The organism is Bacillus sp. FJAT-47783 (genome assembly GCF_022808615.1).
GTDB lineage: Bacteria > Bacillota > Bacilli > Bacillales > Aeribacillaceae > Bacillus_BZ.
Window position 1 is genome coordinate 38,265 of the sequence record NZ_JAKZKS010000013.1, and the last position, 13,950, is coordinate 52,214.

Here is a 13,950-nt window from a genome sequence, read left to right on the forward strand (position 1 = left end):
CCTTTACAAAAAATTGGTTAGTAAACGACTTTTTTCGCTTGTGAAATGGTATGTTCCTCTTTTTTGCTCATTACATACATAATGGCCAACACGACCACTAAGACGACGCTGCCAATCCAAAAATATTGACCATTTTCTCCTTTAAAAATGTATTGATAGAAGAGACCGCCAAAAGAACCACCTAACATTGGGCCAATAACTGGAATCCACGCATACTCCCAATTGGAACGACCTTTGTTCGGGATAGGTAGAACGAAATGAGCAATTCGCGGACCTAAATCCCTAGCTGGGTTAATGGCATATCCTGTCGTTCCTCCTAATGATAAACCGATACTAACAATTAAAAAACCGACGATAAGGGGATTTAAACCTTCTGTAAATTCATTTGCTCCAATCGCTAAGATGCCTAAAACTAATATAAATGTACCAAAAACTTCGCTAAAAAAGTTGGCAAATCGGTTCGAAATAGCAGGACCCGTTGAAAAGACGCCTAATTTAACACCTGGATCTTCTGTTTCCTTCCAGTGAGGTAAATAATGAAAATAAATGAGAACAGCACCTATAAACGCTCCGATCATTTGGGCAACAATATAAGATGGTACTTGCCCCCAAGAAAATTCACCTACAAAAGCAAGCCCAAGTGTAACGGCTGGATTTAAATGGGCTCCGCTAATCCCTCCAACAGCATATACCGCCATAGCAACACCTAATCCCCATCCGAATGTAATGACAATCCATCCAGAGTTATGTGCTAACGACTTTTTTAAGCTGACACCAGCGCACACACCTGCTCCTAAAACAATTAATATCATCGTACCTATTAATTCTCCCATAAAAGCTGACATCTATCTTCCCCCTATTCAATAATTTTAGTGTAATGGAGTTCAAGAACAAAAGCGCGAGAGCTTCATTAAAGCGGCGTACAAACTGTTCCATTTCAGTAGGAGATAAAGGAAACTCAGGCGAGTATGTGAGTCGATGTTGACTTATCGTACGGATGGAATAGGAAGTTTGCTAGCCACTAACGCCGAAGCTAGACGCAAAACACTATGAACAAAGTTGTCCACAGTTAGGAAATTTACAATTTCCTAAACAACGACAAAAAAGATCCACAACAAATAACCCCCTATAATTAGGAAGGAACTTGTTGTGGATCTCCTTTTCTCCATCACAACTATTAACTTGATAGAATAGTATCATAATTATGAAAGCGTTGTCAACACTCAAAATGGAAGCCACAAATCTTCTCTCGATGTTGTAACAGCAGTCGCTCCAGCATTTAAGGCATTTACAACATCCTCTTTGGAACGAATTAACCCTCCAGCAAATATCGGAATACCTGTTTTCTCTTTAATTTCATCGATTAATGATGGAATAATACCAGGCATCACTTCGATAAAATCAGGCTCATACTTTTTGATCAGCGCTAAACTTTTCTCCAGTGCCCCAGTATCGAGTAAGAAGATTCGTTGAATCGCATATACCTTTTTTTGCTTCGCTTTTGCAATAACGGAAGACCTTGTTGAAATGAGCCCATCCGGTTTAATCTCTTGACATAAAAATTCAGTAGCATACTCATCATGTTTTAACCCTTGAATTAAATCAACATGGATAAATAATTTCTTCTTTTTCGATTTCGCTTCATTGACTAAGCCTTTCAATTGCCCTAAATGACTATCAAGCAATACTCCGTATGCATAGTCACTCTTTAAAAACCGGTCGAACTGCTTCATACTTCGTAAAGCTGGAAGAACGGATTGCCCATGAAAACTCAATAGTAGTCACTCCTTCTTATTCTAACATCCCTTCTCCCTATTATAAGTAGCTCTTCATCATTTTCAACGTTTGATTTCCGCACAGCTTTCGCATTTAATGAATTGGTGGAGGATAATCATTTTCTACACAATAGACCGCTCAGAAAGCAATTGTTTTAATGATCTTTAGCAAAAGATCGTAGCAGGAAGCCTTTTGTTCCTATAAAATATTTTACGCCAGATGATTTCATATAAGATCGTTTGGCGTAAAATATTCACAATCTAGCTTTTTGAACTCCTTATGATCCCACGTTAATACTGGAACGTTTCTTCTTTATTTATCACAAAGTAATGCATCAGCAAAATCGACATTCTTTTCTGAATATAATCTTAACACATCTATTACATTATCCTCTTCTAGTTCGACATTTTCTGATTCTATAATATCAATGAGATATTCAGTAACTAATTGTTTTTCCAGTTTAAAAAATGTCTTTAATAACCAACAGCATTCAGCAATGACTATTGTAGGAATAATTAAAGTCACTTCATTGTTATCAACTTTTTCAACTAGCTTTACAACCGTACTATATTTCAATTCGTCATCTTTAACTATTAATCTTATTAGACGAGGGCCCGTTCCTTCTTCGAACGCACCTTTCCCAAACCGGTCAATGACAACGATTGCGACGTTCTCTAACTGCATGTTGTGCTGTTGAACAAGGGTTTGGAAGTGTCTAAGACAGACGAGATCGCTTTCAATAAATAGTCGCTGTTCTCGTTCATTTTTGATGAAGGTATAACCGTTCTTTTCCAAAGCTAGGCACCATTTTCGTAAGGTGCTATCACCAATCCCTAAGGTATGGCTCACTTCTTTTGTACTGTAAGCTCGTTCTTGCGATTCCATTTATTCAACCTCCTCATGGACAACCGTTTTGAGTGGGATGAGACGGGATGTAGAGCGTTCATTTATCCGTTTTAGAAGCATTCGACGGACAACAGGAGTGACTTACCTGTTTCATAAGGATAAAAAGGTCCAAGAGGACTGCATAAAATCCCCCTTTTTTATGCAAGATTCAATGTATCAGAAAAGGGGAAAACCCTTGATCCATCAACGATGTATAAAATCCTGCATAAACGAGTCCAAACGAAAAACCGCCGATTCCTTGTGGGGCAAGGGATGGGCGGTTTTCATGACTTCCTATCATTGGCCTTATGTTAACTAGGTTTGTATGAATTTTGTATAAACTAACAGACTGTTTTTATTGCAAGTCCCATATTTCATTGGCTTTAGAAATCATTTTTTCAATTTCAACTTTATGTTCCTCTAACTGTTGGATAGCAACTGAATCATCTACATTTATTGGATTCATATTTTCATCGACGTAGATCTCATATACTTCTCCATCATTTTGTAGTCTGATACCATATTCAAATCCACCAAATAATAATGGCCAAATGATTAAGCCATTCATACTTTCTTTTTTACTAACACCTAGGTTACCGGTAAAGCTTAAATATCCTGGTTTTTTTACGTTATAGAGATATCCATCCTCTTCTTTAATATAGACACCATATTCATTTTTCGGTATTGCTTCTGTAAATTTATTATATTTAATTGCTGTTATTAAAAACCAAGCAATATTCCAAATTAGAAAAATTGAAATGACAATTAATAGAATCTTTTTAATACTTATTTTCTTACTAGGACTTTCTTTTATACTAGTTTCTTTCATAAACTTACCACCACCCCTCCTTGCTTTTTTATTTCTTCATCGTGTGTAACAAGTATAATTGTTTTACCTTGTTCATTTAGTTGCTTTAAGATTCTTAAAACTATATTGGCATTATTCTTATCAAGGGAACCTGTAGGTTCATCAGCTAGGATAATATCACATTTTTTGAGCATTAATCTGGCTAAAGCTACTCTTTGTTGTTCTCCACCTGATAATGTATAAACTTTTTTGTTTAATTTATTCTCTAATCCCACAATACTTAAGGCTTCTTCTATTGATAATTCAGTTTTACAGTCCTTACGAATCAGCTTTAAATTTTCTTTAACGGTTTTACCGTCAATAAGTGCGAAATTTTGAAATAAAAATCCTATTTTAGTTCTAAAATAATTTAAATGATTCCTTTTGTTTTTTATGTCAATACCGTCAACGATGATGTCTCCTGCATCTATTTTTTCAATAGCTCCAATCATATTCAGTAATGTTGTTTTTCCACAACCACTAGGACCTGAAAAAATGACAAATGACCCATCATCTATTGTTAAATTGAAATTTGAAAATAAAATTTTATCATCGAACTTCTTAGTTAAGTTTTTAATTTCAATCATATATTCCCTCCTTTAAGTATTTTCTGAATTTTACCTTTTTCAGTTTTGTGAATATAAAACAAAATTAGAAAATACTCTAGAAATAAAATAATCATTCCTGCAAGGATTAGATAATAAAATTTGTTAAATTCAATGAGCCAAGCAATAATAACGGAAGTTAAAATACTCAATATTGTAGTTACTATTGTGATTAAAATAATTTTTCTATGCTTTTCGAATATACTGTGTCCTATGACTTTCTTAATAGCAAGTTCAATTGCGTTTACTTCATATTCTAATTTAATAATTGAATTTATAATAATAAATTCTAAAGCTAAGACTAAAATACTAAAAACAAAATTCATATATAAGATTCTCTTAGCAATAATCCATTTGTTTTCATAGTTTTCAAAAACATTTGTTTTACTAACAATTTGATTAGTTAAATTATGATCAGCAACAAATTTATTAAATTCATCATCTGATATTTTATACATAATATCATGTACATAGTTTATTTTTTGTGAATCGTCTGGTTGTTTTTCAAGTATATCTATTGACATATTATTATAAAGAATGACTGGATTCTTTACTAAATCACTTCGGTATACATAATTTTCATCGATGCTGATGATTTCTATGTTTTCGTTGTAGTAAATGATTTCATAATTATAGATTAGAGAATCTCCTTCATAAAAATTGATTGCTTCTTTTAACTCTTGAATAATCAGAGAATCATTTTTCATTTTTTGAGGCAAAATAAAATAAAAATCCTTGTTTAGATTAATTTCATTCAACTTCTTGATTTTTCCTGATAAATAATCATAAGAATTTTTATTTGCTAAAATTCCTTCTGTTTTTGAAAAGTTAGAGATATTAACTAGTGAAATTGCATTAAATTTTTTAAAGAATTCCCTGTAAAAATTCGCCTGTACTTTTGCGCTTTCTGTAAGTGTATTATGCAATGAACTATCACTATTAGGGGTAGGTTTATACTCTAATCTAGTATAATAATAGTCGTCATGCTCCTGAAAAAAGGACTTTTGTTTGTACAGATTATAGGAATCAAGAATGAAAACTAGATTGCTAGAGATAATGAGAGTTGTAAGCACGGATGTGATTAACTTTAAACTATAATTAAGTGACAATAACTTTTTAGAACCTATGCTATTGGAAAAAACTTCTTTAATATTGTAAAAATACAAATTTAGATAAATGAATGAGTTTGATATTAATAAAATAATGAAAGCAATCAGGGAAATATCAAATCTAAAAAACACATGTGTATATTTTGATAATATGTATATTATTGTTAAAAAAATGGATACTAACACAAAGGAATCAATAAATATATTCTTCCAGAAGATTATATTTATTGATTCACCCATTGAGATTCTAATCAGATTTTCCTTTTTTTGAAGTATGGCATCATAAAATGTTAGTAATAAAATTATGCTTATAATAAGGAACCAAATAAAAATAATATTGTTTCTTATATCATTCCGTTTATAACCTTCTTTTGGGTGATTACCAGCATATTTATCGATTAGCTCCATTTTAAATTCGTTAACTTTTTCTTTTTCACCAATGACATAGAAGTCATTAATATTTTCCATATCAGGTATTGTTTTAAATTCGTTAAATTCGAATCTAATATTACCTAAAAACAGACTTTTATATTCTTGATTAAATATATTTAAATTCTTATTTATGTATTTTTCTACCCCGTTAGATCCATAAATTTCAAACTCAGTAAGAAAAGTACTACGGAGAGTTTTAGTGAAAGTGAATACTTCAACTTCATTATTTTGAGCTGAATTAAGTATATCATTTACCATCTCTTCATCCGTTATATTTGGTTGTAAATACAGAGTTGTATTGTGAAATTGAGTATAAAAGTTATTTAAACGAAAGATATGACTTTCACCAATAATTAGCATACCGATGAAGAGAATACAAAAACTAATAATATACTTGATTACTTTCAAAAAAATCCCTCCGTAGTTTGAGTAGCGTGTTTACATAATATATATTGTTAATTCCAAATAGTATAGAATCAGTATGGAATTTAATATGATATGCTGTATTGGATATATGATCCACTATGTCTAACTTCTATTTTTGCCCATGCTCCATCACTAGCATTTTTAGAATAAGCACCATTTCCATTGCTGACTGTTGCAGTATGATCATATACAGAATGTGTTGTATGAGTATAATCTTCGTCAATCCAAGCAGTATTAAATCCATATCTCATTAACCAGTTAGTACCACTAGCAGTAAGTTCCCAAGATTTTGAAAAGGATTGCCCACTACTACTTTTGGTGTACGTTGTTGCATCTGCAGGTGTTATTGAAGAACCTAATAAACCCAAAGCTAATGCAGTACAAATTAATAGTTTTTTCATAGATTTTTCCCCCTTTAATTTCCTAAAAAGATTTTTATGATACAACTAAATACAATTAAACTAACCACTCATCACCTCACAAGATTTATGTATTGACAGCGCTATCGCTATTAATATTTCTACATCAAGGTATAAAATCCTTTATTTTCCTTATTTTTATTATATTATTTGACATTACTACCAGTTATTGCGCTGTAATTTCAAGAGGAATTTTTTGGTTTATTTCATCATTCCCTACCTTTCAAGCTCCATACTTTTGTATCGTTGCTTGGATTTCCTTTTTCGTTTGGTTGGTTGTTGCTGCTGACGTTTTCGTTCTCTGGTCATTTCCACTGTGGCTTGCTCTAATCCTTTTAGAACGGCATCCAATAAACCTAATCCTTTTTCAAGCGATTCGATTTGGCTTTTCCATTCAGGTACTCTCGCTTCCATTTTGTCGAGCTGATCCACTTGTTTTTCAAAGTCAACTCTTCCAGAAACACCTTCCTTCTCCATGTAGTATTGAGAACGGTCACGGGCCGCAACCGCATCTTCATATTCTTGCTTGATGGACTTGGAGAAAAGCATTTTTCCTCTCAAGAATGGGTTATGTTCATATTTCTCGACAATGGCTTGGTGCTTCTCGTAATCACGTAGGTAATCTTCTGCTTGCTCTAAACGTGACCGGTTCTGATCCACACGTTGAATTTCTCCTTGTAGTCTTTGGATTTCCTGTTTTCGATGATGGAACGTTTCTTCGATGTTCTCAATCGGAATTTTTCTTCCTTCTCCGTATTGGGTATTCAGTTGGACAATCTTCATGGCTGTTTGGAAGCTCATATAACGCATTTCAGGGCGTTTAGGATATAAAAAGGACAAAAGCGTTTTTATGGGCATTTTCAGCCTTCTGAAGCACATCTCGTTCATAGTGGATTTGTTGACGAGCTTTTTGATTTTTCGCCAAGAGTTCTGGACGCTCGGTTTCATATTGATGTTTGATGTCCTCAAATTCCGTTTCGCTGTGGAAGTCAAGCTTCTCACGGTGATAATGAAGCTTTTCCTCACGGAGCTGGATTTCACTTTTGGCTCTTGAAATCGTCTGTTCAGCTCGCTCTTTCGTGAGTCGATTTTCCTTTAATTTCGACGGATTGAGCCATTGAATGGTTTCGATTTGTTTTTCAGCTTCTTGAATCGTGTTATCTTTCCAACGGATATATTGGCTATTCTGATCCAATCGCTTTTCCCATTTATCAAGTTGCTGACGTCTTTCCTGAATCTTGGCCAGACTCGGTTCAGCTTTTAAGAGTTTGGAAGCCTTTTGTAACTCAACAGGCTCGGTATCTGTATAAAAACACTCGACGTTTCGCTTTTCTTCCTGTTTCCGAGCCATTTCTTGCTCTAGCGCTTGTTTTTCTTCCCGATACTTTTGAAGCTCCACAACCGTTTGATTATATGCTTGGCGTTCACGATTCAGATTCCCACGTTCCGTCTGAATGCCCCGTTTTTCCATTTCATGAGCGACATGGCCAAGATGAACCGTTGGCAAGGTTTCCAGTCCACGTGCTTCATGCGAAAGGTGCGAAATACGCTCGTTGATATCAGCTCTTTCTAACGCACGATTGGCATAATTCGCCCATTCTGCACGCCAAGATTCTAACTGTTCTTTCTTATTCCAGTCACGATTTTTTGGACCGAAACCATCAGCTGTCACTTCTCTTGTGGTCAGCATGACATGCGCATGAGGATTGTTTGGATCATCGCGATGAATCGCAATATCGGCAATCATCCCTTGATGAACAAAAGTTTCTTGAACATAATCACGAATTAATTCTTCTTGTTCGTGGTGGTTCAATTCTCTTGGTAGCGCAATATTGATTTCTCTAGCCAAACGAGCGTCTTTTCGTTTTTCAGCATGCTCCACTTCATTCCAAAGAAGCCCTCGATCATAGACCCATTCCTGGGCATTCGACAATTAGGTATACCTATATTGCAAAGTAATACTTACAGAATATTCAATATCACTATTATGGATCATTCACTTCATTGATAACATTACATCTTAAACGACCACTTGCTAAAACAGGTGGATTTAGACATAAATGTCGACGACTAAAGTCGTTACCTAAGACTGAAGTCATCTTAAAGCATTTATGCTTAAGCACACTAAACTTGACTAAACTCATTCCTCAATTCTGAAGATGTCGTTCTTTTCATCACGAAATTGATTGGCGATGTAATTTCGAATGATTTCCTCTGTCACGGTTCCCACTGTTGCACAAAAATATCCCCTTGCCCATAAGTGCTGACCCCAATATTTCTTCTTCAGTGCTGGAAATTCATCTTGCAATAACCTTGATGACCTATCTTTTAAGTACTGCATGATTTTACTCGGGGCAAGACTTGGGGGACATGACAAAAGTAAGTGAATATGTTCTTTTCCGATACTTCCTTGTAGAATGGTTATTCCACGAGCTTCACACCCTTGCCTGATGAGCTCTCTTGTTCTTATAGCGATGGGACCGCGTAACACTTTATATCGATATTTTGTTACCCAGATAACATGGTATTTTATATCAAAAACAGCATGACTATTTTTCTTATATCCGTCCATACTCTCACCTCTTCATTTAGTATGGACACATCCATATAAGGCTAAAAGCGTATACCGTCTAAAGACGGTGGAGTTAGACCACGCATCTGTAAGTTAAACGATTTTTTACCTGTTTACGTTTATCCATTCAATGGTTACAATACAAACTAGGTAGGTGAGCTTATGACATATGAATTGGATACCATTTTAATTACAGAAGAAGAGTTGAAGCAAAAAGTAAAGGAAATCGGCGCTCAGATTCGGCAAGATTATCAAGATGAAACAATTGTATTCATTATTGTTTTAAAAGGAGCATTTGTGTTTGGAGCTGACTTAATCCGAGAGCTAGAAGGAAAAGTGTCCGTTGACTTTGTCGCGGCTTCGAGTTACGGCAATCAAACGGAAACGACAGGAAAAGTACGATTGTTAAAAGACATCGATGTGAACATTACAGGTAAAAATGTCGTTCTTGTGGAGGATATCATCGATTCAGGCTTAACACTTAGCTTTTTAAAAGAGCACTTTCAGCTACATAATCCAAAATCGTTAAAAATATGTACATTGCTTGATAAACCTGAGCGCCGAAAGATTGACTTAAAAGCGGATTACGTTGGGTTTGTTATTCCAGATAAATTCATAGTCGGATATGGTATTGACTATGCGGAAATGTACCGGAACCTTCCATATATTGCTTCTGTGAAGGAAGTATAAAGTGGACATCTTATCGTATTAAATAAACCAGCCTTGATCAGGCTGGTTTTTATAAACTAAAAGGTTTGATTTTGTTGAGAAATATTAGTTAGTGCTTCTCCAGCAGATTCGTTGGACATTTGATTTGTAGCTAAATCACCTAACGCAACATATCCGACTAATTGATTGTTTTCTACAATTGGTAAGCGACGAATTTGATTTTGTGCCATTAATTGAGATGCTTCTTGCAGGCTCATGTTTGGATTACCTGAAACAATGTTTGTCGACATCACTTCGGATACTGGCGTATTTCCATCCATCCCTTGCGCGGTTGTTCGAAGCGTAATATCTCGGTCGGTTAAGACCCCTTTTAATTGCCCATTTTCAACAACAGGAATCGAGCCGATATTATGTTGACTCATTAATTGTGCTGCTTCTTGAACAGTTTGATTGGACGAAACACAAACAACATTCTTACTCATAATGTCTTGAATCGTATTCATAAATTGTTCCACTCCTTTCGTACATAGTTTAAACGGGTGTCAGCAATTTATTATTGGAAATAATTAACGATTATATCATTCACAAATTGTTTAATAAAGTTTATGTTCAATTCTTTTACAATCTAATAAAAAGTGTACTATAATGTCCATGTGTGTATGAAAAAGACTAGTACCGTAAATTTTACTGCTTTTTTCATTGAGAAAGAAGAGTGATATGACTTGATCCAATCACTTCTCTCAAGTATGTAAAGCAACAACAAAAATACGATTATAAAACAGATAAATGAGGGAAATTATGAACGAAAACAAAAAAGAAAACATACTTTTAATCGCATGGGCCGCATCTCTTGTTTCTACTTTAGGAAGTCTTTATTTCTCAGAAGTCATGAAATTTATCCCATGTGATTTATGTTGGTATCAACGAATTTTTATGTATCCACTTGTCTTCATTCTTGGTATTGCAACAATTCGAAAAGATACTAATGTTGCGATGTATTCGTTAATTCTTTCGGCCATTGGCGGAGCTATATCGATTTACCATTATTCTATACAAAAAATCTCATTTTTAAGCAACAATGCTCCTGCTTGTGGGCGTGTTCCTTGTACTGGCGAGTACGTGAACTGGTTTGGATTTATTACCATTCCACTTTTAGCTCTAACAGGATTTACCATTATCTTCATTTCAAGTATCATGATTCTACGACAAAAAGGTTAGGTGAAAACAGTTGAAAAAAATTTTACTATTTGGCGGAATTATCGTTCTATTATTCGGCCTATTAGCATTCATTACGAATTATCAAAATGAGCAAAAGTTAGCTGGCGTTGAAAACAACCCATATAATAAAAATGATTTAGACCCTGCTACGATCGAATTATTAGAGGATCCAAATTATCAAAACATTATACTTCCTGAAGAGCTTGAAGAAAAAGTGAAAAACAAAGAAGACATGATTGTTTATTTCTTCAGTTCAACATGTATACATTGTAAAAATACAACACCTGTCTTAATGCCGATTGCAGAAGAATTAAATATGGATATTAAACAGTACAACTTGTTGGAGTTTGAACAAGGATGGGATCAATACAATATTAACTCAACACCAACACTTGTCCAATTCAAGGATGGGAAAGAAGTGAACCGTGTTGAAGGCTATCAAGAGGAAGCCTTTTTTAAAGAGCTACTAACAGAATGGAAATCTTAACGGTCAAAACAAATCCGAGTGATGATAATGGAGTCGTCACTCGGATTTTATTTTTGAAAAAAGCATTGTTTTTAAGTTACTATCTCCACATTTTTTTAGTTACACCTATTTTATTCGTCACTTTAATCGCATTTTTTCATCACTTACACGATTTTTCCCATCACTATCTGGCATTTTTCCATCACTTCTAACACTTTTTCATCACTTTCTCACGTTTTTCCATCACTTCTATTAATTCGGTATATAAAAACCCACAAACCATTATCGTTTGCGGGCTTCCGGATTCTATATAATCCACTTATTCGCAGGCTTTATATACCGACTAAAGACTTCTTCCCTCGTTGAAACAGATAGAAATTGATCATAAGATAGGGGAAATTTATACCCATATTGTTCTAACGTACGCAAATTCTTTTCAAACATCTCTCTATACTTTTCTTTATTTCTCTCTGCTTCTTGTACATTTTCTAGTAGTGCAATAAGTGCTTGTAGACTGGACATAATTTGAAACGCCTCTTTTAATGTACCGTTATAGTCCGCAGAATCATCCGGTTTTAATACAGACATCTCTTCCAATTCCTCAACCTTTTTGTCAGGAAAGTACATCGGAAAGATTTCGGTAAACATTTGTTGTACAAGTTCCTCAATATATTTTTCTTGCTCCTCTGTACTTGCAACGACAATTTTCAACGATTACTCACCCTTTTACATTTCGTTACTTACATAAGAATACCATAGCTTCTTTCATCATTTTAGAGGTAAGTGTTTCCGTCATTTTTGTTGTATACTGGGAAAAGACAAAATGAAAGGTGATGAACATGAAGCGAAACGGTGACTGGATGGAATGGACCATCCATGAAGAATGGACAAAAATTCCATTACAAGAATTATTAAAAACAACATTAAGAGCTCCTAAAGCCCTCTTGCACGAATGGAGAATGAATAAACAAGTAAAAGTGAATGACGAAAATCCAAATTGGATGAAGCCGTTACAAGTTGGAGATAAGTTATCCATTGAGCTTTTTGAAAAAGAAACCGATCCCGTTATATGTGAAAAACACCCGATAGATATTCTATTTGAAGATGACCATGTCATTATTTTAAATAAACCGATACAGATGAACACACACCCGAATGAAAAGGGAGAGACTGGGACTTTAGCCAATGCTTTAGCCTATTACTATCAAAAAAATAGGAAAAAGATAAAAACTCGGCACGTTCATCGGCTTGATAAAGACACATCAGGCGCTGTCGTTTTTGCGAAGCATCGTCTTGCCCATTCGATTTTAAATCAAGACCTAATCGAGAGAAAAATGAAGCGTACTTATGTAGCCATCGTTCATGGCAAAATGAAGAAAATTACCGGAACCATCAATGCACCGATTGGCCGAGACCGTCATCATCCAGTTCGGAGGCGAGTGTCAAAAGCTGGGCAACAAGCCATTACACACTACGAAGTAATCAATTACTGTAAGGAGCTTGATTGCACTGTTGTAAAATTAACACTTGATACAGGGCGAACGCATCAAATCCGTGTGCATTTATCTTCCATCGGTCACCCGATAATGGGGGATAAACTATACGGTAGTAAAAACGGTCATATAAAACGGCAAGCACTTCATGCTGAAAACGTGACATTTATTCACCCAATAACAGGAGAAAAACTAGAGATTCATGCTCCTTTCCCTAACGACATCAAAAACTTACTTTCTACATGTTAAAAGAGGCCGTTCCTCTTGAAAGGAACGGCCTCTTATTATGATACTCGTTTCGCATACATAATGTAGCGTTCTGGCGCATTTCCAATATATGAAAAAGGATAACATGTCGTCACGATAAGCTCTTCTTCTTTATTTTGCAATGTAATAATGCTCGTATCGTCTGCATCTACAATTTTTGTTTTGACCATTTCATACGTAAAGGAGCCATATGGTAATTCAACAACAAATGTATCCCCTATTTCTAATTCTCCTATTTTCCGAAAGACCGTATCGCGGTGTCCAGATAAAATAATTTGCCCATTTTCATCCGGGTAGTAACTCCCTTTATAATGACCGACCCCTTTATCCAAATCATCTGGATCGGTTCCTTCTATGATCGGAAGCTCTGCTTCTAAACGTGGGATGGATAAAAGACCGACTGCCTCTCCTTCGTTTGGTAAAAACCGATCTGAACCTTTTCTTTCATCACTTGCAGGTATATTTTCAATTCGCTCTTTTGCTTTTACGATTGATTGATTCGTTTCATAATGGGTATAGACCAATTTCCCTAAAGCCAAAACCATAAATCCAATACCAGAGACGATTAATAGCCAAGATAACCATTTCATCTGTAAACGAACCACTTCTTTCCTTTTTCTTTATTATACTAATTTTTTCCTTGAATCTCTATATACAATACTGTTAAAGAAAAGGTTTTGGAAAAAAGGAGGCGTGAAATGTTTCAAGACACTATCAATACAGAGAAAGAATTAAGAGAAATACTAAGTGAGCCCAGAAAACTCGT

The 13,950-nt window shown here is 34.9% G+C and carries 17 protein-coding genes; 4 read left to right on the forward strand and 13 right to left on the reverse strand.

Going from position 1 to position 13,950, the window contains the following annotated elements:
* Nucleotides 1-17: 17 nt before the first annotated feature.
* From MLD65_RS10855 to tnpA, 10 genes are all read right to left on the reverse strand, one after another.
* On the reverse strand, nt 18-845 hold the full coding sequence (locus MLD65_RS10855) for an MIP/aquaporin family protein (protein ID WP_243291887.1): 828 nt from the start codon (nt 843-845) through the stop codon (nt 18-20).
* A 378-nt stretch (nt 846-1,223) separates the two neighbouring features.
* Entirely contained in the window at nt 1,224-1,775 is a 552-nt protein-coding gene (locus MLD65_RS10860) for a glycerol-3-phosphate responsive antiterminator (RefSeq protein WP_243291888.1), read from the reverse strand.
* Between the two features lie 313 nt (nt 1,776-2,088).
* The gene (locus MLD65_RS10865; RefSeq protein WP_243291889.1) at nt 2,089-2,661 is read right to left on the reverse strand and encodes a MerR family transcriptional regulator; all 573 of its coding nucleotides are present in this window, start codon (nt 2,659-2,661) and stop codon (nt 2,089-2,091) included.
* Nucleotides 2,662-3,016: 355 nt separating this feature from the next.
* Nucleotides 3,017-3,490, reverse strand: a complete 474-nt coding sequence (locus tag MLD65_RS10870; RefSeq protein ID WP_243291890.1) for a hypothetical protein — start codon at nt 3,488-3,490, stop codon at nt 3,017-3,019.
* Entirely contained in the window at nt 3,487-4,095 is a 609-nt protein-coding gene (locus MLD65_RS10875) for an ATP-binding cassette domain-containing protein (RefSeq protein ID WP_243291891.1), read from the reverse strand. Before MLD65_RS10875 ends, MLD65_RS10870 begins: the two co-directional genes overlap by 4 nt.
* On the reverse strand, nt 4,092-6,062 hold the full coding sequence (locus MLD65_RS10880) for a DUF1430 domain-containing protein (RefSeq protein WP_243291892.1): 1,971 nt from the start codon (nt 6,060-6,062) through the stop codon (nt 4,092-4,094). Before MLD65_RS10880 ends, MLD65_RS10875 begins: the two co-directional genes overlap by 4 nt.
* An 80-nt stretch (nt 6,063-6,142) precedes the next feature.
* The gene (locus tag MLD65_RS10885; RefSeq protein ID WP_243291893.1) at nt 6,143-6,481 is read right to left on the reverse strand and encodes a mediterrocin family bacteriocin; all 339 of its coding nucleotides are present in this window, start codon (nt 6,479-6,481) and stop codon (nt 6,143-6,145) included.
* Nucleotides 6,482-6,715: 234 nt separating this feature from the next.
* Nucleotides 6,716-7,357, reverse strand: coding sequence for a hypothetical protein (locus MLD65_RS10890; RefSeq protein ID WP_243291894.1), 642 nt, complete (start codon nt 7,355-7,357; stop codon nt 6,716-6,718).
* Complete coding sequence (locus tag MLD65_RS10895) at nt 7,320-8,432, reverse strand: MobA/MobL family protein (RefSeq protein WP_243291895.1); 1,113 nt, start codon at nt 8,430-8,432, stop codon at nt 7,320-7,322. The genes MLD65_RS10890 and MLD65_RS10895 overlap by 38 nt, the downstream gene beginning before the upstream one ends.
* A gap of 207 nt (nt 8,433-8,639) precedes the next feature.
* A complete protein-coding gene (gene tnpA, locus MLD65_RS10900; protein WP_243291896.1) occupies nt 8,640-9,071 on the reverse strand; it encodes an IS200/IS605 family transposase in 432 nt (143 codons plus the stop codon).
* Nucleotides 9,072-9,233: 162 nt separating this feature from the next.
* On the opposite strand from tnpA, the gene hpt reads away from it, so the two are divergent.
* Complete coding sequence (gene hpt / locus MLD65_RS10905) at nt 9,234-9,761, forward strand: hypoxanthine phosphoribosyltransferase (protein ID WP_243291897.1); 528 nt, start codon at nt 9,234-9,236, stop codon at nt 9,759-9,761.
* A gap of 56 nt (nt 9,762-9,817) precedes the next feature.
* Here the strand turns inward: hpt and MLD65_RS10910 are convergent, their stop codons facing one another.
* Nucleotides 9,818-10,243 carry a CBS domain-containing protein gene (locus MLD65_RS10910; protein ID WP_243291898.1) on the reverse strand — a complete coding sequence of 142 codons (426 nt, stop codon included), beginning with the start codon at nt 10,241-10,243 and terminating at the stop codon, nt 9,818-9,820.
* A gap of 295 nt (nt 10,244-10,538) precedes the next feature.
* Here MLD65_RS10910 and MLD65_RS10915 point away from each other — a divergent pair, with 295 nt between their 5' ends.
* Both MLD65_RS10915 and MLD65_RS10920 read left to right on the forward strand, forming a co-directional pair.
* Nucleotides 10,539-10,958 (forward strand): disulfide formation protein C, encoded by a 420-nt coding sequence (locus tag MLD65_RS10915; protein ID WP_243291899.1) that lies wholly within the window; start codon nt 10,539-10,541, stop codon nt 10,956-10,958.
* 10 nt (nt 10,959-10,968) lie between these two features.
* Nucleotides 10,969-11,445 carry a thioredoxin family protein gene (locus MLD65_RS10920; RefSeq protein WP_243291900.1) on the forward strand — a complete coding sequence of 159 codons (477 nt, stop codon included), beginning with the start codon at nt 10,969-10,971 and terminating at the stop codon, nt 11,443-11,445.
* Nucleotides 11,446-11,730: 285 nt separating this feature from the next.
* On the opposite strand, the gene MLD65_RS10925 is transcribed toward MLD65_RS10920, so the two are convergent.
* Nucleotides 11,731-12,135, reverse strand: a complete 405-nt coding sequence (locus tag MLD65_RS10925) for a DUF5365 family protein (protein ID WP_243291901.1) — start codon at nt 12,133-12,135, stop codon at nt 11,731-11,733.
* Nucleotides 12,136-12,257: 122 nt separating this feature from the next.
* On the opposite strand from MLD65_RS10925, the gene MLD65_RS10930 reads away from it, so the two are divergent.
* Nucleotides 12,258-13,166 carry an RluA family pseudouridine synthase gene (locus tag MLD65_RS10930; RefSeq protein WP_243291902.1) on the forward strand — a complete coding sequence of 303 codons (909 nt, stop codon included), beginning with the start codon at nt 12,258-12,260 and terminating at the stop codon, nt 13,164-13,166.
* Between the two features lie 35 nt (nt 13,167-13,201).
* On the opposite strand, the gene MLD65_RS10935 is transcribed toward MLD65_RS10930, so the two are convergent.
* Complete coding sequence (locus MLD65_RS10935) at nt 13,202-13,774, reverse strand: class D sortase (RefSeq protein WP_243291903.1); 573 nt, start codon at nt 13,772-13,774, stop codon at nt 13,202-13,204.
* Nucleotides 13,775-13,950: the final 176 nt, after the last annotated feature.